The organism is Mycobacteroides immunogenum (assembly GCF_001605725.1).
Lineage (GTDB): Bacteria > Actinomycetota > Actinomycetes > Mycobacteriales > Mycobacteriaceae > Mycobacterium > Mycobacterium immunogenum.
Window position 1 is genome coordinate 3,806,321 of sequence record NZ_CP011530.1, and the last position, 23,337, is coordinate 3,829,657.

At 64.3% G+C, this 23,337-nt stretch carries 26 protein-coding genes; 2 read left to right on the forward strand and 24 right to left on the reverse strand.

The features are described 5' to 3' along the window. Window positions 1-5: 5 nt before the first annotated feature. Window positions 6-494 (forward strand): ankyrin repeat domain-containing protein, encoded by a 489-nt coding sequence (locus ABG82_RS18865; protein ID WP_043077939.1) that lies wholly within the window; start codon window positions 6-8, stop codon window positions 492-494. Window positions 495-638: 144 nt separating this feature from the next. Further along, window positions 639-1,301 carry a hypothetical protein gene (locus tag ABG82_RS18870; protein WP_109475849.1) on the forward strand — a complete coding sequence of 221 codons (663 nt, stop codon included), beginning with the start codon at window positions 639-641 and terminating at the stop codon, window positions 1,299-1,301. A 79-nt stretch (window positions 1,302-1,380) separates the two neighbouring features. Here the strand turns inward: ABG82_RS18870 and ABG82_RS18875 are convergent, their stop codons facing one another. From ABG82_RS18875 to ABG82_RS18985, 24 genes are all read right to left on the reverse strand, one after another. After that, window positions 1,381-1,815, reverse strand: coding sequence for a DUF2746 domain-containing protein (locus ABG82_RS18875; protein WP_043077833.1), 435 nt, complete (start codon window positions 1,813-1,815; stop codon window positions 1,381-1,383). Then, window positions 1,812-2,108, reverse strand: a complete 297-nt coding sequence (locus ABG82_RS18880; protein WP_043077832.1) for a holin — start codon at window positions 2,106-2,108, stop codon at window positions 1,812-1,814. Before ABG82_RS18880 ends, ABG82_RS18875 begins: the two co-directional genes overlap by 4 nt. A gap of 150 nt (window positions 2,109-2,258) precedes the next feature. Beyond that, window positions 2,259-3,125: a PE-PPE domain-containing protein gene (locus tag ABG82_RS18885; protein ID WP_196770495.1), complete on the reverse strand. Its 867-nt coding sequence runs from the start codon at window positions 3,123-3,125 to the stop codon at window positions 2,259-2,261. Beyond that, a complete protein-coding gene (locus ABG82_RS29005; RefSeq protein ID WP_234708018.1) occupies window positions 3,122-4,735 on the reverse strand; it encodes a glycoside hydrolase family 25 domain-containing protein in 1,614 nt (537 codons plus the stop codon). The genes ABG82_RS18885 and ABG82_RS29005 overlap by 4 nt, the downstream gene beginning before the upstream one ends. Beyond that, window positions 4,732-5,031, reverse strand: coding sequence for a hypothetical protein (locus tag ABG82_RS18895; RefSeq protein WP_043077831.1), 300 nt, complete (start codon window positions 5,029-5,031; stop codon window positions 4,732-4,734). The genes ABG82_RS29005 and ABG82_RS18895 overlap by 4 nt, the downstream gene beginning before the upstream one ends. Before the next feature lie 136 nt (window positions 5,032-5,167). After that, window positions 5,168-5,512 (reverse strand): hypothetical protein, encoded by a 345-nt coding sequence (locus ABG82_RS18900; protein WP_043077830.1) that lies wholly within the window; start codon window positions 5,510-5,512, stop codon window positions 5,168-5,170. A gap of 10 nt (window positions 5,513-5,522) precedes the next feature. Beyond that, window positions 5,523-5,906 carry a phage tail fiber protein gene (locus ABG82_RS18905; RefSeq protein ID WP_043077829.1) on the reverse strand — a complete coding sequence of 128 codons (384 nt, stop codon included), beginning with the start codon at window positions 5,904-5,906 and terminating at the stop codon, window positions 5,523-5,525. A 14-nt stretch (window positions 5,907-5,920) separates the two neighbouring features. After that, window positions 5,921-6,940, reverse strand: coding sequence for a glycine-rich domain-containing protein (locus tag ABG82_RS18910; RefSeq protein WP_407661888.1), 1,020 nt, complete (start codon window positions 6,938-6,940; stop codon window positions 5,921-5,923). 136 nt (window positions 6,941-7,076) lie between these two features. Further along, complete coding sequence (locus ABG82_RS28630; RefSeq protein WP_165589733.1) at window positions 7,077-7,238, reverse strand: hypothetical protein; 162 nt, start codon at window positions 7,236-7,238, stop codon at window positions 7,077-7,079. A gap of 22 nt (window positions 7,239-7,260) precedes the next feature. Further along, window positions 7,261-9,786 (reverse strand): hypothetical protein, encoded by a 2,526-nt coding sequence (locus ABG82_RS27815; RefSeq protein WP_308213295.1) that lies wholly within the window; start codon window positions 9,784-9,786, stop codon window positions 7,261-7,263. Beyond that, entirely contained in the window at window positions 9,783-10,622 is an 840-nt protein-coding gene (locus tag ABG82_RS18920) for a hypothetical protein (protein WP_043077827.1), read from the reverse strand. Before ABG82_RS18920 ends, ABG82_RS27815 begins: the two co-directional genes overlap by 4 nt. A 15-nt stretch (window positions 10,623-10,637) precedes the next feature. Beyond that, the gene (locus ABG82_RS18925; RefSeq protein ID WP_078343305.1) at window positions 10,638-12,344 is read right to left on the reverse strand and encodes a Gp37-like protein; all 1,707 of its coding nucleotides are present in this window, start codon (window positions 12,342-12,344) and stop codon (window positions 10,638-10,640) included. A 40-nt stretch (window positions 12,345-12,384) separates the two neighbouring features. Further along, complete coding sequence (locus ABG82_RS18930; protein ID WP_043077825.1) at window positions 12,385-14,115, reverse strand: DUF7257 domain-containing protein; 1,731 nt, start codon at window positions 14,113-14,115, stop codon at window positions 12,385-12,387. Further along, window positions 14,112-17,813: a phage tail tape measure protein gene (locus tag ABG82_RS18935; RefSeq protein WP_043077824.1), complete on the reverse strand. Its 3,702-nt coding sequence runs from the start codon at window positions 17,811-17,813 to the stop codon at window positions 14,112-14,114. Before ABG82_RS18935 ends, ABG82_RS18930 begins: the two co-directional genes overlap by 4 nt. A 14-nt stretch (window positions 17,814-17,827) precedes the next feature. Further along, window positions 17,828-18,190 (reverse strand): hypothetical protein, encoded by a 363-nt coding sequence (locus tag ABG82_RS18940; protein WP_078343306.1) that lies wholly within the window; start codon window positions 18,188-18,190, stop codon window positions 17,828-17,830. Between the two features lie 61 nt (window positions 18,191-18,251). After that, window positions 18,252-18,707: a hypothetical protein gene (locus ABG82_RS18945; RefSeq protein WP_043077822.1), complete on the reverse strand. Its 456-nt coding sequence runs from the start codon at window positions 18,705-18,707 to the stop codon at window positions 18,252-18,254. Between the two features lie 96 nt (window positions 18,708-18,803). Beyond that, window positions 18,804-19,889, reverse strand: coding sequence for a hypothetical protein (locus tag ABG82_RS18950; protein WP_043077821.1), 1,086 nt, complete (start codon window positions 19,887-19,889; stop codon window positions 18,804-18,806). A 92-nt stretch (window positions 19,890-19,981) separates the two neighbouring features. Further along, window positions 19,982-20,392 (reverse strand): hypothetical protein, encoded by a 411-nt coding sequence (locus ABG82_RS18955; RefSeq protein WP_043077820.1) that lies wholly within the window; start codon window positions 20,390-20,392, stop codon window positions 19,982-19,984. After that, on the reverse strand, window positions 20,389-20,751 hold the full coding sequence (locus tag ABG82_RS18960) for an HK97 gp10 family phage protein (protein ID WP_043077819.1): 363 nt from the start codon (window positions 20,749-20,751) through the stop codon (window positions 20,389-20,391). The genes ABG82_RS18955 and ABG82_RS18960 overlap by 4 nt, the downstream gene beginning before the upstream one ends. Continuing rightward, window positions 20,751-21,158, reverse strand: a complete 408-nt coding sequence (locus ABG82_RS18965; RefSeq protein ID WP_043077818.1) for a hypothetical protein — start codon at window positions 21,156-21,158, stop codon at window positions 20,751-20,753. Before ABG82_RS18965 ends, ABG82_RS18960 begins: the two co-directional genes overlap by 1 nt. Continuing rightward, window positions 21,158-21,520 (reverse strand): hypothetical protein, encoded by a 363-nt coding sequence (locus ABG82_RS18970; RefSeq protein WP_043077817.1) that lies wholly within the window; start codon window positions 21,518-21,520, stop codon window positions 21,158-21,160. The genes ABG82_RS18965 and ABG82_RS18970 overlap by 1 nt, the downstream gene beginning before the upstream one ends. Before the next feature lie 4 nt (window positions 21,521-21,524). After that, window positions 21,525-21,989, reverse strand: a complete 465-nt coding sequence (locus ABG82_RS18975; protein ID WP_043077816.1) for a hypothetical protein — start codon at window positions 21,987-21,989, stop codon at window positions 21,525-21,527. A 46-nt stretch (window positions 21,990-22,035) separates the two neighbouring features. After that, window positions 22,036-22,941, reverse strand: coding sequence for a major capsid protein (locus ABG82_RS18980; RefSeq protein ID WP_043077815.1), 906 nt, complete (start codon window positions 22,939-22,941; stop codon window positions 22,036-22,038). Between the two features lie 15 nt (window positions 22,942-22,956). Next, window positions 22,957-23,334 carry a hypothetical protein gene (locus ABG82_RS18985; protein WP_043077814.1) on the reverse strand — a complete coding sequence of 126 codons (378 nt, stop codon included), beginning with the start codon at window positions 23,332-23,334 and terminating at the stop codon, window positions 22,957-22,959. Window positions 23,335-23,337 lie beyond the last annotated feature (3 nt).

Sequence of the window (23,337 nt, forward strand, 5' to 3'; positions counted from 1 at the left end):
TGACAATGACAAATGTCCATGACCGCGACCGTGCCGGACGCACGCCCCTGCACTACGCCGCTATCGACGGTCCCCGCGATCAGGTGAATGCCTGGCAGGAAACCGATCCGGTGCGCATTGCTGAGCTTCATCAATCCAGCGTGGAGCATCGGCTGAATAACAGCCGCCACCTGATCGATTCGGGTGCCGACGTAAACGCTGGTGACGAAAACGGTTACACGCCTTTGCATTTTGCCGTCAACGCCGACAGTGTGGAAGTCGTTCGCTACCTGCTCGACTCCGGTGCAAACCTAGAGGCGGTGAACGACAAGGGCGAGACTCCCCTGAATATCGCGGTGGGCAACACGACTTCCGGTGCTGGCGAAATCATCCAGTTCCTACGGGACCGAGGTGCTGACCCATTTCGGCCAGCCAACAACGGTCGCAGCGCCATTGACTACCTGCGGATGATCGGCAGCGAGGCCAAGCGCGCGCCCTTCTCGGATCTGCTCTGACCGTCTTTGGGGCCACTGCCCCGTTACCACTTCTGACCTGCACGTAATCTTGTACCCTGCCCTCCATACACCGCTGCAGCGGCTGGATTACTGGGGAGGTGCGTTGTGGGCGCGGATGCCGACGAGGTTGGCCAGGAACCGACGATGGTTTCACCAGCCTCACTGGCCGAGACCGGTGTCGTAGACACCACCGAACCCACCGCCTGGTCGGACACGGAAGACCTCGGCGAGGTGGAGCCCTACAGTCATCCCAGTCGAGCGAACTGGCTTATCAGCGGTGTCATCTTCGCCGCTACTGCCGCCCTCGCCGGTCTCGCAGTTGGTGGTGCGTACGTCTTCCTTGGCCAGGATCCGCCAGACGGGCCGTCAGCTGGGTCGACCATTGCAACGACATCCGCCATCACAACAACGGCTGCGGCCCCACCGTTACCCGCCGCAGCCCCGACTCCACCACCCCCCACCCCGGTCATGTTGCCCACACGCGGGGGAATTGTGTACGTCGGCACCCAATCCAGAAGGACCGCCTGCGAAGTCACGCCAGGCTCCGTCACCTGCAATGTGCAGTTTGTGGTCAGCACACCGATCCGGTACGGCACGCACGCCAACGTCGTCACGATCTCGGCCGTGGGCAACTTCGTTTGGGGCATCGGTGACACCGGGCAGCAGACGTACCGCCCCTTGAACTACGGGACTGTCTACCGAGCCTTCGGGTGGACGATCACCCCAACCCCCGACGGGACGACCTTCATGAATGATGCAACGGCTCACGGAATGACCGTGAGCGTTGAGGGCGTTATGCCGTTCTAGGTCCCGGGACTTCTGAGAAACGCCAAAACCGCCCTCGCCCGGGTTAGGGGCGAGGGCGGTTCTTTCGTCTGCCGTCGGTTCAGCGTGGCCAGTGCTCGATTAACTCGCGGATATGCTCGTCGGCCCGGCCGCGCTCTGTGCGCTCAGTGCGAACTTCTTCGCGCAGACCACCGATGTCGCGGCGGGCTTCCTGTAGTTCGTTGGCCTGTTGGTTCTGCCGTATTTCGATTCGGGTGATGCCGTCGAGGGCTTTCGCGATGCCGACGAGCGCCTTGTCGAAATCGGCGCGCATGTTGGTGTCGTGATCATTCTCGGTCTGCTCACGGATAGCTCCGGTGTCGTCTGCGATGGCACCGAGAGCTTTGCCCACCTTCCTGCGGTGTGCGAATGTCGCAGTCCCCCAAGCGGCTGCGACCGAGGCGGCGATCGGCGATACCAACACCATTGCCAGGGCGGCGAATTCCTTGGGGGTGTCGATGTCGGTGACGTTCACCAGCTCGGTGAAAATCCTCACCGGCCGCCGCCGGCCACGAGCTTGAACACGCTGGACGGCACGACCGCCTTCGTCGCTGACGCGGTGCCGGACCGGCCCAGCTTGATCGACGCAGCCGAGAAGATCAGCGATACCGCGAGTGTGCCCGCTCCCACATCGAGGCCACGCTGCCAGTCGATCTCGCTCAGGGCCGCGTTCACAGCAGCACCGGCCAGGTTGGCGCCGACGATGAACCCGCCTGCAAATGTCTTGACAGCACGCTCGACGGTGTCGATCGCGGCGTCCTTGAACCATGGCGGGATGCTGATGTGCATGACGGATCCTCTCGGGTCGGGTTGTGATTAAGAGATAAACCCGCAGTTCAGCGGGTGTGCCGGTATAAACTCTGGAATATTCTCCGAGCCGTGGGGTCTACGGTGAGCGGAGTTCCCCGCGCGCTCTCCTCGCGCGGGGCCGTCTGGTGGTCAGGCGGCGTTCATGCGTGCGCGGGCGCGCAGGCCCGCGTCGCGTAGGTGTGCAACGCCTCGATCGAGATAGGTGACGCCGGGAGCGATTTCGCGGATGTGGTACTCGATGTGCGGGGCGGTGGCGGGCTTGGCGCCGAAGAACGTAATTCCCTTGATGATCGCCATGACCGCGGCAGGGAATCCCGACAGCGGTCCGGTTACCCCGATCTTGGGCAGGAAGCCCGGAGTTCCGAGCAGCTGCTCCAGAAGCGCCAGCCCCGACCCGAACAGTCCCCCGCCGGTGGCGAAGCTGGTGATGAGTTCGATGACCTGTTCGCCGATGGAGTCCTCGCCGATCAGGTCGTCAATGTCGCGCAGTTGCACGAACCGGAAGATCGCCGTCATGTCTTCGCCGACATCGCTATTGGGAACGTTGGCGTAGATGTCCATGCGATCGAACAGGTCGATCCACCAGGACGGTGTGTTCTTGATGCGGCTGTTCGAGATTCCGCGGCCGCCTCCTGCGTCGAGTTCGCGGTCGGGATTGCCGAATGTCAACCCGGCGACGAGCTCGGATTGCCGGTGCTTGAGTCGGCCGGATCGGTACTCGTCGAGCAGCCGGGAGACCAGCATGCCGCCCTGGGAGTACCCGCATACCGCCGTGGGTGTGCCGACCGGGATCTCTTCGTTGACGATGCGCACACCTTCGTTGACACCTTCGTCGACGCTCCTGCCCATGGGAAACATGGCTGCGCGGTAGTTGATCGGCTGGAAGTACCAGATGTCCTCGACCGCGTGCGCTACGTCGGCGGGGTAGCCGGTCCACATGTCTGCGCCGGTGCCAGATCCGGTCAGTAGTACCGGCTTTGATCCGTCGGCGCTCACTTGGACCCCTGCGCGACCAGGCTGCAGGTGTCACCGGAGAGGGCGCACCCTGCACCGCTGGCGTTCACGACGGTTGTCCCGGTGGCGGGGGTGAGCGCCGCGGCGTTGAGCAGTCCACACAGCGGTAGCAGCTTGCGGGCGAACTCCTGTGCGCGCGTCTTGAGCCACGGGTTACCGGCGACGTAGCTGCCCGCGGGGAACTTGCCTGCGGCATTGTCCTTGATGGCCTGCACGTCGCGTTCGACGCCGAGCAGAGCTCCCAGGATCATGACGGCGTTCCAGGCGTTGCCGTCGGTGTTGAGCAGCATCCCGATGGTGTCGTCGACACCTCCTGCTTGTTCGGCCGCGGGGCCGAACATGCCGCGTGAGGTCCACGCCTCGGGCATGGTTTGGCCGCCGAGGATCTTGTCGACTGCCTTGTTGAGTCGGTCAACGTCTACGCCTGCCATGTCGTCATCTCCTGTCGTTGATGCCTCGATACCGAGGGCTTGTGCGAATGCGGTTGCGGTAAGTGCGTTGGCTGCGTTCATGTCGCAGTTCCCGAAAGGTGGTGCGCCTTCGGGCAATCCGCCGCCGTAGCCTTGGCCGTCGGTGTATTGGTGGGCGATCATCCCGGGGTAGGTGGGCAACTTGCCGTATCCGGCGACGACCAGGCGCACGCCGTCGGGTTTGGTTGGCCACAGCGAGTTGAGATCCCCGGTGTTGCCGTAGCCGATGACCCGGCGCCTATCCCCCAGCCATGCGGCGATCTCCTCGAATGCGGCGTTGATGCCAGCCGATTGGTCGCCGCGAATCTGGCCGCCCCACGATTCGACATCGATCATCACGGCCATCTTCGGGTGTGGCTGGCCTACTTGGGTTTTGAGTGTGGCCACCGCGTCGCGCCAGTTTGGGCGCCACACGAAATAGACCATGAAGAACGCCAGCCGGCCGTCGTCGACCGCCCGCTTGCACCACGGGTAGTTGGTCGGCCATTCCTTGTCTCGGTACGTGCCGTCGTTGGATCGGATGCACAGCACCCGGTATCCGGCGTCGGTGTAGGCGTCGGTGACTGGTACTTGCCATTCGCTCACGTCGGCGTACAGGGTGTCCGGCGCCTCGACGGTGACCGGGGCCTGGCCATCTTCGAGGATCGGGCCCGGCAGGTACGCCCATGAGTTCGCGTACGGGTGGTCTATCGGCCACGCGGACGGAGCGGTCACCAGGCCCTTGGAGCTGGCGGACTCGATGCGCATGCCGTCGAGCTCGCCCCACATGTGCGAGTTGGCGCCGCCGCCCGGGCCGTGGTGGAACGCGAGTTTGGCCACCGCGTTGACGGGGATGTCCTGCGGGCGTGCGACCACGATGGTGCCGAATGGTCCGGTGCCGCCGATAGGTATCGGCCCGTCCATCGTCTTGGGCCGGTAGGACTCGGTGGTTGCGCCCTCAGCTTCGCGGCCCCAGATCAGGCGGCCGAGCGCGGTGGCCAGCGCGTCCTGCCAGACACCCGAGCAGTCTGTGCCCTGCTGAAGGTTGTACCGGTCGAACATGCCACCAAACACATAGCGCGCGCCGAGGCGTTCGCGCACAAGGTTCTTGGCGCTCTCGACGTTGCGCCGGGCGATAATCACTGGCGCCCCTTGAGGATGTCGCCAATCAATGATCCCGGAAGGTTGATCAGGGATGCCAGGCTGTCGAGCAGCGGGAACCGCTTCGCCATCCGGCCAACCAGGCCGTCGAACAGTTTGTCGTCGAGGCTGCCCGGAATCTGATCGGTCAGCCGATCGATGGCGCCATCCAGACGCTCGACGAGCCGAGCCTCGATCCGGTCCATGACGGCACCAATTCGCCTGTCTACGGCGGCAGCGACCTTGTCCGCAATCAGATTGAACAGCTGATCACGCCAGCTGCTGTGAAGTTTCACCATCCGTGCTTCCCCTTCTCGATACGTGGTTCGAACTTGTCCATGCGGTCGCTCACGTAGTGGGCGGCCCACCAGCCGATCCGGAAAGAAGCGGCGGCTATCGCGGCGTAAAATGCTGCATACCTTCCTAATTGGCCGCTCATTCCGTGACCGTCCATTCCCGACGCGGTGAAGTTGCGAGCTGGAAGTTCCGAGTCAGGGGGTTTGCCGCGTGCAGTCGGCGCAGCTCGCCCAGAAGGCGACGCGCGTCGTCCTCGTCGGCGGCGACCGACCGCACGCTCTGCCAGCGTTGCGGGTTGACCAGGTCGGCATCGATCAGGGCCTCGTGGGCACTCAATGCCTCGACGTATTGCGCTCTGATCGAAGCATTTTCGGCTTCAGATCCAGCATTGCCAATCAAGTCGGGCGGCTCAGGTTTGTTGGCGAGGATCTCGGGGTCGGGTGTGGCGGCTTCCCATTGCACGGCCCAATCGAGTTCAGACATGACGATTCTCCTAGAGGGCTATTGGTGCGAGTGAGAGGGTGTCGGAGTTGATGCGGATGATGTCGCCGCTGGCGCCCGACTTCGAGACGGTGGCCTGCGAGGACCACAGAAAGTTCCCGGCAGTGGGGTGATCCCAGAACGACACCCCGGCAATGCTTTCCGTGGCACCGAGGGTGTGCTCGGGGGTGTTCGATTGGCTGATCGATCCCGATGCTGCTGCAGCGAACGTGCACGCGTAGCGGGTGGCGACTGAGGATGCGTTGGCCGTTCCGGCCGCACCAGGGTCGCCGGTGTGCATCTTGGCGTACACGGCGGCCGGTGGCGTGTAGGCCACGTTGCGGCAGATGTGATCGAGAATCTTGTTCGTCAGATATGACGACATACCCCACGCCATAATGGATTTCCCTTCTATTGGTAGGACCGGATGTGTGCGCGGCCGATGCCGCCGATACGTCCCGGATTGCCGCCGCCGAAGAATCCGCCAGAGCCGGGGCCGCCGCCACCGCCCGGTGCGTTGCCGTTGGTGTTGGTGCCTGCCTGCGCACCACCGCTGTAGGTCTGGCCATTGATGGTGGTGTTGCCTGCGGCTTCGCCGGGTTGATTCAGGCCGTTACCGGAGTAGGCGCCTTTGCCGCCCGCCCCGCCGGGGCAGGTTGTGGTGACCCCGTTGATCAGGAATGTGGTGTCACCGCCGGGGCCGCCGTCCTTCTCTTTGGCGCCTGCGGTTCCTGCTGCCCCCACCACGCCGGTCAGAGTCAGTGCAGATCCGGGGATGTGTACGTCACGCTGAACTGTGGCGGCGTTCCATCCGCCCTTGCGCCCGCCCTGGCCGGTGGTGTTGAGCCCTCCGTCGCCGCCGCCACCGCCACCCCCGGCGCCACAGCCCACGCAGTCCATGTAGTCGCAGTTGCGCACGATGTTGTGGGTGAACCCGCCCGCGTTCGTGTAGTTGGCCAGAGCGGGCAGTCCGCCCGGCGGGTAGCCGAGGGTGCAGGCGCGTGCCATGGTCACCGTCAGTGCGGCGTCGATCTTGGCGACCCGTTCGATCACCAGGGCCGAGGACATGGAGACTGTGCGCGTCAGGTTGACGGGCAGTAGTTTGTCGAAGCTGATCGAGCGCGGCGCCGTCATGTTGCACGTCAAATCGATCGGCGCGACCCGGGCCAATGAGATGGTGCCGGTCATGCTCACGGCTTGTGCGAGGTCGCAGCCGACGACCTTGGCCAAGAATAGTGCCCGTTCCATGGTGACGGCCAGGGCGAGATCCTGTTGGAATGTGGCCTGTAACTGGAGGTTCCGGGTGACCAATATGGAACGTTCGACGGCCAGCTGGTAGACCGCCGCCAGTGCGAGGTTGCGGTCGAGGTGTACGGACAGCACCACGCCCATGGCCTGCATGGCCGAGAGTTCGACCTCGCCGACGCACATGATCGCCATCGACGCGTCGATACCGATGATGGCGTGCCACCGGCCTCCCGGTGCGCTTGCTGGCGCGACTGGATTGGTCGACCACTTACCGTCCGACCGCGCGGCCGGAACGGTCAGGTTCGGGGACCAGGGCACGTTAGGGCCCGGCGAAGCCTATGCAGGACACCATCGCACCATCACCATCTGTACCGGTGATCTGTATCCAGTTGGGCGGGTTGGTTTTCCCTTCGGCGTCCAGGCCACCGCGCACGACGGTGAAGGTGATCCCGGGCAGTTCGGGCATGGTGAATGTGGTCATGGCTGACGCCTCTCTGGGGTGGTTATGCGATCCGGCGGCCGTCGAATGTGGCGATGCCTGATAGGGCGGTGATGCTGCGTGCGACAACGGTTTCCGATCCCGTTGAGCCGTTGGACCGTATGTCGTAGTCGACTGCGATAAATCCCGGCTGCACGACGTCTCCCGCCACGAGCGGGATTTCGAACGGGCAGCCCGATGGGATGGCGCCGGTAATGCGGGTGCCGTTCTTGTACACCACCCAATAGGGCACGGACGTGCCTTTGGCGGTGACCGATCGGTAGGTCGTGTTGATGCGGTACAGGCCGGTGGTGGCGATCTCGATGCGGGCCGTGCCCAGGTCGTCGAGCGTCACGTCGGTGGTGTAGTCGTTGAATGTGAAGAACCCGGAGGGGAACGCGCCGGACGAGTAGGGGCCGTAGGTGACGTCTGCGGTGCTGTCCCGTCTGATGCTCCACGAATTTGACATCGAGAATCCTGCTCCCGCAGAGGTGTAGTCGGACATCGCGAATGCTGCGACCCGGTAAGAGTCATAGGTGAAAAACGGGCTCGCCCGCTGCACGCTGAACATCGAATACCTGTATGCCGCACCAATACTGATGGTGTTACCCGCATCGGTGGCCGAGAGGATCTGGCGGCCGTTGACGCGTACGAAGTAGTTGGTGCCCGAGCAGCGGATCTCGATACGGGCGCCCTGCTTGACCGCAGAGAGACCGGTTTGCAGGGTCAGCGGTGCACTGAACGACCAGCTAGCACCCGAGCGGGTGAACTTGCCGATACGGATCTCGCCCTCTTTGGCCAAGCAGTAGGCGCCCTGCGTGCGGGCCGAGTCACAGCGAATGTACACGCCCGAGTAGTAGTTACCATTCTGGGTGTCGCCCAACACAAATGAGGCCGATTGCCCGTCGGTGGCGTAGGTGTAGTTCGGGCTGGCGAAGAAATACCCGTCGGGGTTGCCGTTCTTAACCCCCGCGTATCCCGAGTCCCCACGAATGGTGATATCGCCCGGATTGGGACCGGTGGTCCAGTCCGCTCCGTTGAGCGCGGCGCCATCGGCACCGGAGAAGGTGAAGCTGTAGCTGTTACCACCGCCGGTGTTCTGCTCTGTCTCCTGCTCCTGCAGGGTGGTCTGCGCGGCGATAGCCGCCTTGAGGGCATCGCGCCCCAGCCCGAAGATCAACCCAATGGCGTCTTCGACGGTGTCGATAGCCTGACCTACTGCTTGCTGTGCGCCCGCGTTGATCGCATCAGTGATCTGCTGCAATCCCGGGACTGCACCGTTGGCTACCGCGCCAGTGATCGCCGAACCGGCGAGCTGCCCCGAGCTGTTGAGCCCTTGTGTCTTGTTCTTGTTGCCCTGGAACCAGGACGCGATGGCAGCGACAAACCCGTTGATCGGCGTCACCACCAGGCCGTCGTAGATGTCGCCCAGTTGGTTGAACGTGGTTTGTAGGTCTTCGACTTTGATCTGCGGCAATGTCGGGATGTTCCCCAACCCGATCAGCCCGAGAATCTCCGATGCGGTGATCTTGCCGTCGGCGGTGATGGCCGCGAATCGCTGTTCAAACTCGGCGATACCCGAATTAGCCTGACCGCCAATGGCGTCAAAGAATGCGCGGAACTTGCCCAGCACCGGCCCGAGGTTCGACATCGCCGAGGTGACATTCGAGAAGTGCACCGGCCCGCCCGAGGCCCCGGCTGTCACGATCAGGGTCACGGTCGCCGCGGTGATCGACCCATCAGCCGGCACGGTCCACGATCCGCTCAAGCTGGCACGCACCCACGCGGAATCGGCGGCCACCGGCTGCAGCTGCTTGACCACGACATCAGGGAGCTTGGTGCCATCCGGGCCAAACGGTGTGATGCACAACCGGATCGGGCTGGAACCACTCGCCGCAGTGAGGCCCTGCCACATCGCGGACGCCGCCATATCCACGATCTGACCGGGTGCGACATCGAACGGGTCCGTACTGATCGCATGCAGGTGACCGTCGGCGTTGACGTAGATCGACTTGCCCGACAGATGCCCGTTTTGGGCCGGGTCGTAGTGCCAGTCCGGGTTGTCCTCGACCACCGACGGATCGGTGAAACCGCCCGCGCCGTCGGTCAAGTCGTGGGCGACATCGGCAATCCACGCCGCCGGTATGACGCCCTTGAAGAACTGCCCCGCCACCTTCGCGATGGCGGTGAGGATGGATTCGGGGTGCGCGAGGTCGATGCCCGCCAGGGCGTTGCGGATCCCGAGCGCCCAGGTACCGAGATCGGTCAGGTCGCCGTCTTCGATGCCCGTGAGTAGCTCGACCAGATCACCCAGGCCGGGCTTGTCGGCAGCCCATTCACGCAGCTGATCAAACGAACCCACCCCGGGAATCAGGTGGCCTACGACCGCGAGCACGACGCGGCCGAGGAACTGCTCAATGAATTGCTTGCCGAATTCCTGCAGCTCCTGTGCAGTAAAAGGCCGCTTGAGCTCGCTACCGCGTTGCTGGTGAACGGGAGCCGAAGGTATGTCGATCGCCCAGTCGGGCACCTCGGGGTCCTGCGATGTCACAGCGGCCACGCCTCGACGTTGAAGTGAGCCATCGCCGCGGCAGCGGTGTAGGTGCTGGAGCCTGCTTGGCGTTCACAGCGGATGTGCACGGTCGCCGAAGCGCCTGCGGCGATGGTGTCGTACCCGTCCGCGGAGGTGCCCTCTTGGATGGGCTTGCCGGGCGAGAACGCCAGCCGATCAACTTGGGCGATGCCGACGCAGCGGCCCACGATGTTGCCGTCGGCCTCACCATTGAGCCGCGCCAGCAGGTTCACCCGCACATCAGCGGCTTCACCGGTGATGACGGTGAAGCCCTGCGCACGGATGCGCCTGGCCCACGGCCGGGCCGGGATGTTGATCTGCGCGTGGGTGGCGTTGACATTGCCCGAGCCGATATTGCTGATCGATCCGGGATAGAACACCTCGGGCAGCTTGTACGGGACAAGCTCGAAACCATCGGCGCCGGCCTCGACCGCCGGGAGCCACCCCGCCTTTGGGGTCGCTGACAGATCAGCCGGGTTCCACACCATCGTGCCCGGTTCGCCGTCCTTGCCCACGTGCAGCGCCAGGTGCATCTTCCACACCCCGGGCGCGGTGGAAGTCGGTGGCGAGATGAGTTCGAAGAACGCCGAATCCGGCGTCGTGTCCCCGAACGCCAGTGGGGTGAGCGCGATAGCAGGGTCCAAGCCCGCGGGTTGTCCGGGTGGGCCCTGTTCGACGGCCGAGACACCGCCGACGATGCCGCCGTCTTCGCGCAACAGCACATGCGCCACACCGGTGCCATCGACAGGAACCAGGGTGATTCCCTGGCCCTGGTAGTAGCGGGCACCGTTGAAATCGACTATCGGCCAAGCCATATGAGATACCTCCGGTCAGGACTGGGGGGCCAGGGTGATGACGTTGATGGCTTCGAAGGCGCCGGTAATGAAGCGCTGGATCCTGCCCAGCGGGGCTTCGTCGCGGCGGCCATCGCCGAGCTGCACCAGCAGCGTCTGCTCAGTAGCAGTGATGCGCCACATGGTGTTTTCGATGTAGTCGGTGACCATCTTGGTGCGGCGGTGATACACCAGCGACATCAAGCCACCCTCGAAAATGTCTCTGTCCAAGGCGTATTGGTCACCGTTACGGAACGTGACCTGCGCCGTGGTCGCGCCTTGGGCATCGAAGATCGCGTTGATGAACGCAAACATGGTTTCGATGTTGTACGGGGCACTCGCGGTGGGATAGAACCGCTCGATCGCCGGATGGAACGGGCCCACCTCGTCGCGGACCTCGTACACCTGCACCAGCTGGAACGCCAAGAAGCTGTTGTTCAGGAACCCCGAGAGCAGATCCGAGGGGATCCCGGAGAACCCCACCACGATCATCAGCGAATCGATCAACCACGCAAACGTGGCATTCATCAAGTCGTTCAGCCACTTTGGGCTACGCCCTCCGATGATGTGCTGCCAGCCCTCGGGGGTGTGATCGGCGATCTCGGCGCTGATGATATTGGAGTCTTCGCCCTCTTCGGGGGCCACGATGTAGGCGTAGGGCTGCTCGAAATCCACACCGAGCGTGGGGGCGTAGAACACCCCATCCATGCCCGGCACCTGCTTGATGACCGGGGCGAAAATCCCGCCAAGGGATCCACCCAGGTCGATGACGGTCTTGATGACCGAATCGGCGACGGTCTTGGTGGGGCCAGAGATTTGTTGGCGGTCCCGGGTGGAAAACACGTAGGTCGGTGAATCCAGGTTGGCCCACTTGTCCGGCTGCGGGTCGCCCGGCCGGAACAGGTCCATGCGGGTGTCGACGCCGTAGGCGCGGGTGACATCCTTGATGACCGTGCCGCAGGTTTCCATGCGAACGGTCTTGGCGCACATCGGTGATGTGTCCAGGAAAGGGTTGGTGCGCGTGACGTAGGTGGGGGTGCGCAGCATCCGCCCGAATGTCTGCGGCGTGAGCCCGTCGCGCTTGAGGGCCTGCAAGATGGTGCCGAACCATGCCCGGGTATCGCCGTTCAGCGAGAGGCCGTTGTTGACGAATTCCAGCCAGCCGGACTGGATGCGCATGGCGCACTCGGCGACCATGTTCTCCACGCAGGTCTGCAGTGCCCACATGAAGATCGCATGCGAAACGGGCTGGGCCGCCAACGGAAGCCACCATGTCGGCCAGATGACGTAATAGTTGAGGATGTCCCAAATACCGCGCATCTCAACGTTTCCCGTCCACGTGCCGCGTTCGTAGCGGTAGCGGTGGACCTTGGTGTAAAAGTTGGTGCGGCCCCCGGCGGTTTCCATCTCGACACCGACCAGGGTTTTGCGGCAGTCCATGAACATCTGAATCAGCGGTGAGCTGCCCTTGAGGGTCAGCTTTCCGGTGGGGCAATCGTTACGGGGCTTGGCGCCCGTGCCCTCGATGAGATCTGAGCCCACCGAGGCCATCGGGGTCCACATCTTGTCGCAGACGGTGAACCGATAGCTGGTGTCTACCTTGGACTTTTTCTCGGTCAAGGCTCGCGCGGTGGCGGCGATGCGCGCGATATCGCCCGAGCGTTTGGCCGCTTCCCAGAGCTGCTCGTCGGATAGACCCATCACGAGATGGCCCCTGGATCGCAGGGGCGCAAGCCATGACGCATTAGAGCGGGTATCTCCGTCGCGGGGTGCCCGAGGCGATGATCTTGGAGTCGGCGTTGCCGCCCTCGATCGAGACCTTCACGAAATACGGCTGCGCCGGGTTGCCTGGTGACTTCGCCGGTATCGCAGCGTTTTTCGAGAAACGCCCCGTGAGGTACTTGTACAGCGGGCCTTGTGGGGCCCGGATGCCGAACAGTGATTCGATTTGTTCGGCGAACGCCGAGCCGTTCATCCCGGCAAAACTCATGAACTTGTCGATGGCGTCCTGGAAGATGTCGAGTTCCTGTGGTGAGGGCGGCACCGAGGTCAGGTCTTGCACGAGGGTGGTGTGCACGCGCGGATCGGTGCGCAACAACACCACCTGATTGGGCAGTAGCGGACCGAACTCGACGTACTCGCCCGAGCCGGGCCCGTCGTAGATCTTGACCTTCGTGAACGGCCCAAACAGGGTGTAGTCGTCGTACATGTCCTGATCGCCGATGTTGATGCGCTTGAGGAAACCGGTTTGTGCGATCTCGGCGTTATCGCCCGCGGAAATCTTGCGGATCGGGGCGGGGGTGGCCTGGGTGAGCACCGCCGAGGCGGCGAACGCACCGTTGCCGATGCCTCGGTGATCGGGCCCTAGTGGTGAGCCGGTGCCCGGTTCGGTGACCGACAGGATCTCTAATCCGTTGCGCAGGAATTTGAACGTGCGCAGATTGCCGGTGTAGCCGCACACCAGCGTGAACTTCTCCCCCAGCATCGGCGGGATCACCATCGCCAGCGGCCACACACGCAGCGTGGTCTCAACGAAATTGATCGTGTAGTACAGGCGCAGATATCCCGCGCCGTACTCGACGAACACCCCGTCGCCGGCCCAGCTGCCATCGGGGTTGCGGTTCATGCGGCCGCCCAAAATGTTGCGCGCCGAATCGGGCAGCGACCATTCCTGAAAACCGCCGTGTACTTGGGAGATGACCTGGTTGTCGGTGTCGGTGTCGAAATCGGGCCAGGGCCCGTTGATGACCCGCCGTGAGGTGGTCAGCAGCAGATCGTCGGGGTCATCGACCCAGATCATCTGATCGCCGTTGGCGGTGCAGTAGCCCCCGCCGGTGCCGCTGTAGTGCTGCGGAACGTTCCCGAGGTTCTTGGTGTCTCGGTGATCAACAGCGAAGGTGTCGGTCATCGCGTCGTAGGTGAAGGTGAACGCGTCGGCGTGATCGAAGCTCTTCCAGGTGCCGGTGTCGGCCTGTAGCCGCAGCGTGGCCTTTTGTGCGGTGCCCTTGCGCATACCCGACACCGGATCGGGTTGCCCGCCTTGGAACCAGCGCACATCTGCCCACCAGTAGCCGGCCTCCTGGTCGAAGAAGTCCAACCGCGAGCACTTGATGGCATCGAGGGAATCGATCAGATGCCGATACACCCGGCGCGTCGCGCGGGCGTTGCGGCCCCGGCATTTGACGGTGAGCTTGACCTCGACCGGATCCAGGAACGCATCGACGTGCAGTACACCGTCTTCGGTGGCGCCCTTCTGGGTGACGTGCTTCCACGGCGCGATCAAGCCCTCGAGGTCGACGACATGCACCGCTTCGGGCGCCAGGTGCGGGTCGGGTATTGCGTAGCCGCCGAGCATGAACATCTCGACCGACCCGTCATACGCGGTCAGGCGCATCATCGGTTTTTCACCGTTGACGAGGTGATACCAGCCGTGCGGGGTAACCGGGTTGGCCGGATAGCGGATTGTCACGCTCACATCCCCGGCCCAGAGTTGCGGGCCTGCTGATGGAAAGCGATATCGCGTCCGGTGCCGTCCTCGGTGGCGCGGTTGTTGGTGACGCTGATGTGCGTGTCCCCCGCTTTGCCTTGCCCGCCTTGTGCGTTCGGGTCGCCCTGGTTCGGGTTCGGTGGCGCGCTGGCCTTTCCTGCCACGTTCGGTATCGCCGGTGCGGCCCCGGCGACGCCGCCGAGAATCTTGCTCACCCAACTCTTGTTGGCCAGCTCCGAGCCGCCCGTGGGCAAGAACGTGTCCATGGCGCCCTGCACGCCGATGCCGGCGGCCTGGGCGCCGAACTGGATTGCCCTGTTGGCCAGCTTGATTCCGGTCTGCGCCGCTTGCCCGGCACCGGGGGCGAACATGTCGCCCACGCTTGCGGCCATCCCGATTGCGGTATCGATCGTTCCGCCGGGGGTGATGCCGATCCCGCCCGCACCGCTGCCGGTCGCCGGTTCCACCCCGCCGATGCGCGTTGAGGACGGGCTCCAGGCTTGCGCGGGCCCGGTGCCGCCACCCCAGCCGCCGCCAGCTGCCGGCATGCCCGTAGTCAGACCGGGATTGGTCAGCGCCGGGTCACTCATTACCGGGTCGTATCCGCCCAAGGCCGGGTTGCCTGTAACGGTCAAACCGGCAGCCGGGGAGGGTGCGCCCGAGGCGGGTGATGACGCCACAGCCGGTGCCGGTGCGCCCCCGCTGCCTGCGGGCCGGTAGTAGTGCGAGGTAAACGCCGGATCGTAAGCGCCCTGGCTGCCATCCATACCGCGCTGGGCGGCCGAGGCGTCGCTACCCCAGTTGATGTTGGTGCCGCCAGGCAACGTCGCTTGCATATGCGCGGGGTTGAACCCGACGCGGAAGTCACCATCCCCGCCCATACCCGGCAGGAAGCCGCGCCCCGTCAACCATTCGGCGGCATTGCCCGTCGAGAGGTTGCGGCCCGACGTGGGGCGACCATCGAGGATGTCGACCAGATCCTCGACGGCGCTGGAGCAATCGCCTATCCCCCGCGTGAGATCACCGACGCCGGCCTCCGATACATACCTGCCCGCCTTGACGTTCGACATCAGCGCCGCATCGCCCGGGTACGGCGCGTACCCGCCGCGCGCTGCGTATCCGCCGCCTCCGGCAGATCCGGCCGACGGCGCCACACCGGTGTACTGCGGCCCGAACGCGCCTTGGGCGGCCAGGATGCCCATCGCGCCGTAGCCGCCCTTGGACGGGTTGACGGCGCTGATCGCACCGAGTTGCCCCAGTAGCGGTGCGGCGGCCATGTTGGCCAGGAACTTCACGAGGTTCTCTGCCATGCCGGGCAGGCCCTTGGAGATCCCGAAGTCCTTGTCGAGGGCGGCGCCGATCTGCCCCATGCCATCGGAAAGATCCTTGGCCGAACCTTCCATCTTTTTCCATGTACCTTGCTGGGCCTCGGCCAGTTTCATCTGCGCCGAGACATAGGAACGCTCGGCGTCGGCGACCTGATTGCGTGCGCGCAGCAACCCATCCTGATCGGCGGTGCCCTGCTGCTCCAGGCGGATCAGCGCAATGCGGTCCTGCTCCAGGGAGTTCTTGGCGCGAATGGCCGACGACTCAGCGTCATACACGCGCATCGGGTCAACCTCGTAGCGCCCCAGACCGGCACCGCCCTTGGGCGAGGGCACCAGCGCCCCAGGGACACCGGGGGGCGCGGCGGCCAATCCCGGCGGCATAGAAACCGGAAGGGATTGCACCGACCACAGCTTCGGGTCGATCGGCGCCTTGGTTTTGTCGCCCTTGTCGGCGGCCTCGACCTGCTTCTTGGCCTCCTCGAACGGCATCCCGGGACCGATGCCACGGACCGCGGCGGCGCCCGGGTACCAGTCCTTGTAGAAGTTGGGGGCCGGTTCGGCGGGCGGGTTGAACTCCGGGATCGGGTTGCCGCCAGCATCGGTGATCTTGCCGTCGCGCGCCGAAATGCCCGGGATGCGGCCGGTACTCGCCAGATCGAGCAGCTCATTCCATGCCGGGGTTCCCGACGCGGGCATCGGTGCCCCAGTCTTGAACGGGGACTGAGCAAGACGCTCATCGAAGTTGACGTTGCCGCGTTGGACCTGCTTGTCGAAATCGTTCTCGGTGAGCCGGTCAGAGATCCAGCCGGGAAGGCCCTGGCCGATCCAGCGACCCAGACCGGAGTCGGCGAGCTTCTTGCCGATGCGGTCTATCTCATTGGAGATGGTGTCGCCGAGCTTGGTCCACCCGTTGGCGTGCTCCCCCAGCGCTTCAGAGGCCTTGTCGGTCTTACCTGTGATGTCCTCGAACTGCTCACCGGCCTTCTTGAGGTCCATGGCCGCAATCGCGGTGTTGGCCTCTTCCCATCGCGTCTTGAACAGTGCCAGACCGATGTTGGTGCGCTGCTGCGGATCCTCGATCGCCGCCATCGCGACCAGGATGGCGTCAAACGCACTCTTGGCCTCTTGGCCGCCCGCGGCGAACGACTTCGACATGGCCTCCGAGTCGAATCCGAGAGCCTTGAATGCCGCCCGGGTGGTGGTGGAGCCGTCGTTGGCGCTGATCGCGAACTCGCGCAACGAATCAGCGGCCAGATCGGTGTTGCGGATGTTGGCTTCGAACATCTGGTTGATCAGGCCGAGGGTTTCAGACCCGGATAGTCCGAGGTTTTTGAAGTTGATGGCGTACTCATTGAGGGTGTCCATCATGTCGCCCGAGAGGTTGAGGCCCTTTTGCTGGGCGGCGATGATCAGATCGAAGGCGTCGACATAGCTTTTGACCATGCCGCCGGACACCAAACCGCGCGCACCCAGGGCCAGGGAGCGCGGGTCCTCTCCGGTGACCGACTGCGTGGTCGCCATCCGCTCGACGAACTTGCGGGCATCCTGTTCGTTGGTGTTGGCGCCGATCAACCGTGCCTGGAACCCGAGGTCGAGGATCGAGAGGTTCTCTTGCGCTGACTGCCCGAATCCCTTGGCCCACGCGCTACCTGCCGCGTCGCTGAGCTTGCTCATGGTGGCGGGGTCGATACCCATGCGGGTGCGGAACACATCCTCGACCCGCAGCTGGGCCATGCCATCGGCGATACCGTCGGCCAGCTGACGGCCCGCAAGAACGCCCACGGCGGCAAGGCCCATCAGGGCCATGCCGATCGGCCCACCGGCCGCGCCGAGACGAGCGATCGATGCCGCACCGCTTACGCCGCTGACGAACCCGCCCGAAAACCCGTCAGCCATGTCACGGCCAAGCTGGGCGGCCTGGCCGGCCTGGGCACGCATCCCGCCGGTGACATTCGTGTTGTTGCGGCGGCTAGCCTCGTCGGCCGCCTGTTGGTACTCCTTGTATGCCGCTGTGGCGTCGCGCACTGCGCGTGATTCGGCGCGGCGGGCGGTTTCCACCTTCTCGGCCTGGCGGATAACGCGGGCGCCGTCGGCGTCGCTGTCGCGTAGACGCTGCAGCTGCGCCTCTTCGGATTTGAGTCGACCCACAGCATCGGATGCCTTGTCGTAGGCATCCGATGCCCTATCGCCCATGCGCTTAAGGGACTGCTCAACCTCTTTGGAGCTGCCCGAGAGAGCGTTGGCGAACTCGCGGCCGGCGTCCTTGCCCGCGTTGCCGAACGTGCGGGTGGCATCATCAGCGACCCGCTTCCACGACCGGTGATCAGCGGCGGCACCGATAGGGATCTCGACGGACATCACTCACCTCCAGTTCATTGATCGCCGAACACGTCATCGAGCAACTCATCGCGCGCCGACTCGACGAATTCGGTTTCAGCGCAATCAAGTTCGTGCTGCCTGCGCGATTGCAGCGGCGATGAGTACTTGGTGTACATGTACTCGTGCGGGGTGCCGGCGTACTTGCTGGCGCGGTAGGCGGCCAGCTCGTTGTGCGTTTCGGCGGTGATCTTCTGCATGACCGTCCAGTCGCCGTCACGCCCAAACGGCGGTGGCGCATGGGTTTTGAACTCCGAGTCTTCGGGCAGCTGGTGGATCAGCACCAGCAGTTGACGGCTGGACAGGACCAGGGCGCCGCGCTCATCACGGGTGCCCTGGTGCCAATCGGCGATGCGCACACCACGAAAACGCAGATCAGCTTCGATCGCATTGGGCCAGCGGCACCACAGCGCTACTGCCTCAATTACTTTTGGAGTCGATCTTTGTCCGCTCCTCGAGCTGGCGCTGCATCAGCTTCCAGTGCGTATCGATCTGGCCGGGCACACCGCCCGCCGCCAGGAACTTGGTGTAGGTGTCCTGGCCCATGAGCGCGATGCACAGCTGCTCGTCGGGGTCGAAGTCTTTGCCGTCCTTGAGATATGGGTAGATGGTGCGTTCGACCTGCTTGCCCTCAACAAGCGGGTGATCGACCAGCTCGGTGTCGAGGTTTTTCATGTCCCGCTGGTAGTCGCGGTACCGCTTGCGCTGCTCGGTATCAAGAAACGCGGGATTGGGCAGCTCCCACGTTGCGCCGCCGCCGAGATCGAACAACACACCGGCCATGAACCCCAGATGATCGGCGGCCTGCTCGCGGGCCTTGCGGGGATCAACGGGGTGCAGAACGTCCTGGGTGTCTTCGGTGTGCTTGGTGCTCATGACTGTTCCTTTCGGGCTGTTGGGCTTGGGCTTTCGGGCTGGGAAACAGTGAGGCCCACCTGGCGGGCGCAGCCCAACGCCCGCCAGGTGAGATCTCTAGGTGATGGTCACGGCCGCGGACTTCGGGGTGTAGACCGAAGCGCCGTTGGTGCCGGTCACCTTCACGCGGAACTTGGTCGCACCGGCTGCCACGGACTTGACCTTGACCGTGGTGTTGCCGCCCGCCGAGGCGACAGCACCCGGGTTGTCCAGTACGGCCTCCAGCCAGGTCGTCCCGTCATCGACGGTGCTTTCGGCCTCGATGGTGAACGGATCACCGGCGCCGGTGGGATCGGCGAGCACGATCGAGGCCTTACCGGCGGCACCGGCGGTGACCGTCGGCGCGGTATTGGACACCTTGGGAACGCCGCCGATCGTGGTCCACCCCTTGCCGCCAACCCATTCACCATCCAGGCCGGGGATCAGGATGGCCGAGTTGCGCGGGTCGGGGATCAGGAAGAACGGGTCAGGTTCCAGGGAGAACTCCAGCTCGGCGGCGTCGGGGTCTTCCTTGTCCATCTTGGCCGCGCCGATCTTGGTGAGCTTGCACAGCGGGATCGGCTCGACGGTGTACAGCTTGCCGCCCGCGCGCGAGCGTGCGCGCACCAAGAGCAGCTGTCGGGGCACGAAATCGGCTTCCAGCGGGGTTCCGACAAAGAAGTCCTTCTGACCGGCGTCCTCGACCAGCAGGTTGCCGTCGTCGTCCTGTAGCGGCAGGTTGTTGCGCACCCGCTTCACCAGCGGCTTGAGCGATTCGATCGGTGTGAACTTCACCGTCTTTTCGATCTTGGTGATGTCCTTTTCGATCGGGTAGTTCGACTGCAGGATCTCCAGCGGACTCACGTCGATGTTCGGCTCGCGCTCGGGGCCGCCGGTCTTGGTGTTGGCACCCATGAACAGCCAGCCCTCGTTGGGCTCGGGGTTGTTGATCCAGTTGCCGCCGATCTTGCGCTGCGCGAACAGGTCCGGGCGGAGTCCGCCATCGGGGGTCAGGGGATTGAACACGTGGGGGCTGATGTCCGTCAGCGCACCCCGGTAGTCGCGAATCAGCACTGCTACCAGTGGGCCGCGGATGGCGAACCGGTTGTCGGTGTCACTGAATCCGCCGTCGCTCCAGCCAACGCCGGGTGTGGGTTGCGTCATGTGACGCTCTCCTTTCAGAGGTGATGAACCGGAAAGGGTTCCGGCGATTGAGGTGCGGCATAGGCCGCGACGCGATCAGTTGATCGCGACGATTAGATGAACGACAGGCCGAGTTCGCAGATCGCCTTGAGGCGAAATGCGTTGTCGGCCTTGTACTCGCGCAGCGTTGAGAGCTGCTGGAAGTCGAGGTAGTCGATGTTGGCCACGGTGCCATCGGGCATGGGCACATCCACGATCTGGCTGCCGAGCAGCATGATGCGCTGGTCGGTCTTGGCGCCCTCGCGTTGGGCTTCGGTGATGGTCGCACCGAAGGTGTGGATCGACAGGACGGCGGTGCAGTAGAACAGGTTGGCGTCGTAGGTGCCGTCGATCATGTTCACCTGACGAAACGGCAGCGGATCGTCGGGGTTACGTTCCATCTCGCACGGCCCCAGCGGTGCCAGATGGGCGAGCATCATCACGATCGCGTTGGGGGGCATCTGCTCATGCAGCGCGACGCTCATCGCTCGGGCCTATTGATGACATCGGCGGCGGTGCCGCCGAACGCTATGGCGGTCTTGGCCGCGACGGCGAATTCCGGTGTCGGGCTGGTGCCCCCGGTGCCGTCCTCAATCCAGTGGGCTTTGAAGTTGTCGTTGACGACCTTGGTGTCATCGTCGCGGCCCTTGCCCTGCTGCACTTTCCATGCCGCGCCGTAGTCGCCGTGATCGGCCGGCGAGATGGACTTGGCGTGTGCGGCCATCTGCTTGCCGACGCGCGCCTTCTCGGCCTTGGCTTGCGCCGAGGTGTGGATCGCCTTGTCGATCACCGACTGCGGCACACCCAACGCCACCAGCGGGTTGGGTCTGCGCTCCGTGGCCATCAGCCGACCCTGCGCTCACAGATACAGAACACGTGATCTTCGCGGCCGTCGAGGTCGAACTCGAGCACCGCGTCACCGACCATGCCGTGATCGCGGCCCAGGTGGCGAATCCGGTGCGCCGAACCGATATCGACAACGGCGACCGGCGCGGCGGCGCCACTGCCATCGACGGCGGGGATATGGCCATCGATGACCGGCAGGAACGCCCACGCTTGCTCGCTGGTCGTGGTGGTGATGGCCTGATTGTCCTCAGACGTCGATTGCACCTCGAATAGGCAGTTATCCACCCACACAACGTGTTCGGCGGTCTGCGGCTTGCGGTACTCATCGAGGACCGGATTGCCCTGCCCGTCGAGCACCGGCACATCCCACACGATGCCGAGCCGCTGCCCGCCCAGGGTGTCCATCAGTAGTCACCCTTCGGGAAGTGGCCGCGCGCCTTGGCCTGTACCGCGATACCGAGCATGCGGTAGTGACGGCGCGCGATGAACTTCTCGACGGCTTCGCGGTCGATCGCGGCCTGTTTGGTGCGGTGGGCGACCGTCTTGGTGAATGAAGACACCGGGCCGAATTCGCCGTAGATCAGCGCCTCTCGGGTGACTTCGAAGGTGACGATCTTGGCGGCCGGATCGTCGTCGGCAATGTTGGGCTTCTTATCGCGGATCCAATCGGAGACAACCGTCAGTAGAGGCGCCGCCACCAGTTTCTCAGCAGCCGTCAGCGGCTGATACATGGCGGCGAACGCCTCTACGTCAAGGAATTCGGCCACGGTGCTAGTCCGTGGCCTCGATCAAGGCCCACAGGTCGTCCTTGTCCTGATCCTCCAGCTCGCCGCGGTCGTAGGTGCCGTTGGCCATCAGCCAGTCGACCAGGACGGGCTTGGTCGCAGCCTTGAGCGGCCTCTTTCGCGGTGCATCACCCTCGGTGCCGGTCTCGGTGCTGGTGGCATCAACCGGGTCACCGGCTGCGCCTGCGGTGGGGTCGGGATCGCCATCCCCACCATCACTCCCACCACCGTCCGCGCCGTCCTCGCCGTCACCGGTGGTGGTCGCGTCGGCCGGATCGCTGTCGTCATCGGTCGATTCGGCCGGCAGCTCGACGCCGAGCGCGCCCACGCTGAACCCGCGCTCGGCTTCCCGGTCGGTGAGCTCGACGGTATCGCCGAAAAACGCGCGCCGGCGTTTCCCCTCGGGTGTGCGGTACTCCCACATCGCCGCCGTCACCACATGTTGTGCCATGTCAACAAACTCCTTACCTGTTGGGCTGAGCCAAAACTGGCGGGGGCTAGCCCGCCAGTCCGGTGACCTTCTTGACGGCGTACGGATCGGTGACGCCCATGATGGGCAGCACCGAGGTCTGCACCCAGTTCTTCTTGTTCTCCGGGGTGCGCCAGGTCTCGGTGGAGAGCATCTGCTCGTAGTCCAGGAACCCGACACCACCACGCACTGCGGCATAGGCGGTTCCGGGTGTCACGCGATTGGAGACGAAGGTTGAGATATCGCCATCGCGTAGCACTGCGTCAAGCTCGGGGCCGTAGGCGATGCGCAGATCCGCGTACTGCACGGGGTTGAGCACCCACACGTTGTAGACGTAGCCGAGTTCTTCGACATCGGCGGCCAGCTGTGCCCCGATGATGTCGGCGAACGGGCGTTCGTTGTTCGGCGTCGGGGTGTTGCCGGACAAGGTGACATTGCCCCAGTCGTGACCGGGCACCACACCAGCGCCACCCAGGCTTGCGATCACGGCCTCCAGCACGGCCACGGTGCGCTGATTGATCTTGCGTACCAGGGTATTGGCCAGCTGGGTGGTCAGGCGGTCCATCTGCGCGGTGTCGTTGCGCCGGATGGCCTCATCGGACATCCAGAACTTGCCACCCCAGTCCTCGGACTTGGCGACCTCGGGCTGGGAGCGCTCACCCTGAACGATCGTGTACTCATCGGACGGCCCGCGCTGTTCCACGTCGTTCTTGGTGTACAGCTCGTTGATCCGGATCACGTCGTAGATGATCGCCCCGGTCGTGGTGCTCGCCCCGGAGGACGAAAACAGCTCCGGGGCAATGAACTTCTGCAGCGTCAGATCCGAGAGCCGCTTGGTGATCCGGCCCGGCGACTTATACGCCAGGTCGACCGAGATCTTGTTGTCGTTGATGACCGGCGCACCCAGCGGGTACGCGACGGGAGATGTTGCCATGGTGGTAGCCCTTTCCTAGTAGAGGCTGATTTCGGCGTCGGCGCCATCGGCCGCCGCGGTCAGTGCGTAGCCGACGGCGATACCGCTGGCTTTGGTCTTGGCCTTGCCCGCGGTGCCGACTTCGATCTCCGCGAAGGCGGCGATAGCGCCGTCCGCGGTCACGTGGGTGACGCGCGAATTGCCGCGTGCCACACCGACGATGTCGCCGCTGGCGGTGTCGTACTTGGAGACCCCGCATACCCGGCCCGCCGCGTCCGCGTGCGCCACGGCGATGTTTCCGGTGGCGGTGCGGTTGCCGCTGATCTTGAGGAACCGCTTACCGGTGACGGCCGCTGTTGCGCGGCCGGTGATGTCCCGGCCGGGCTCGTAGACGCCTACGTTGTCGTTGGTCATGAT

Coding starts and splice junctions, on each gene's coding strand:
- ABG82_RS18920 (WP_043077827.1), bottom strand. CDS start 10,622: ATGGCTTGGCCGATAGTCGATTTCAACGGTGCCCGCTACTACCAGGGC.
- ABG82_RS18865 (WP_043077939.1), top strand. CDS start 6: ATGACAAATGTCCATGACCGCGACCGTGCCGGACGCACGCCCCTGCAC.
- ABG82_RS18960 (WP_043077819.1), bottom strand. CDS start 20,751: ATGGCCACGGAGCGCAGACCCAACCCGCTGGTGGCGTTGGGTGTGCCG.
- ABG82_RS18900 (WP_043077830.1), bottom strand. CDS start 5,512: ATGTCTGAACTCGATTGGGCCGTGCAATGGGAAGCCGCCACACCCGAC.
- ABG82_RS18935 (WP_043077824.1), bottom strand. CDS start 17,813: ATGTCCGTCGAGATCCCTATCGGTGCCGCCGCTGATCACCGGTCGTGG.
- ABG82_RS18975 (WP_043077816.1), bottom strand. CDS start 21,989: ATGGCACAACATGTGGTGACGGCGGCGATGTGGGAGTACCGCACACCC.
- ABG82_RS18945 (WP_043077822.1), bottom strand. CDS start 18,707: ATGAGCACCAAGCACACCGAAGACACCCAGGACGTTCTGCACCCCGTT.
- ABG82_RS18910 (WP_407661888.1), bottom strand. CDS start 6,940: ATGTGCGTCGGCGAGGTCGAACTCTCGGCCATGCAGGCCATGGGCGTG.
- ABG82_RS18955 (WP_043077820.1), bottom strand. CDS start 20,392: ATGAGCGTCGCGCTGCATGAGCAGATGCCCCCCAACGCGATCGTGATG.
- ABG82_RS18985 (WP_043077814.1), bottom strand. CDS start 23,334: ATGACCAACGACAACGTAGGCGTCTACGAGCCCGGCCGGGACATCACC.
- ABG82_RS18980 (WP_043077815.1), bottom strand. CDS start 22,941: ATGGCAACATCTCCCGTCGCGTACCCGCTGGGTGCGCCGGTCATCAAC.
- ABG82_RS18870 (WP_109475849.1), top strand. CDS start 639: ATGGTTTCACCAGCCTCACTGGCCGAGACCGGTGTCGTAGACACCACC.
- ABG82_RS18965 (WP_043077818.1), bottom strand. CDS start 21,158: ATGGACACCCTGGGCGGGCAGCGGCTCGGCATCGTGTGGGATGTGCCG.
- ABG82_RS28630 (WP_165589733.1), bottom strand. CDS start 7,238: ATGACCACATTCACCATGCCCGAACTGCCCGGGATCACCTTCACCGTC.
- ABG82_RS18880 (WP_043077832.1), bottom strand. CDS start 2,108: ATGCACATCAGCATCCCGCCATGGTTCAAGGACGCCGCGATCGACACC.
- ABG82_RS18905 (WP_043077829.1), bottom strand. CDS start 5,906: ATGGCGTGGGGTATGTCGTCATATCTGACGAACAAGATTCTCGATCAC.
- ABG82_RS18895 (WP_043077831.1), bottom strand. CDS start 5,031: ATGGTGAAACTTCACAGCAGCTGGCGTGATCAGCTGTTCAATCTGATT.
- ABG82_RS18950 (WP_043077821.1), bottom strand. CDS start 19,889: ATGACGCAACCCACACCCGGCGTTGGCTGGAGCGACGGCGGATTCAGT.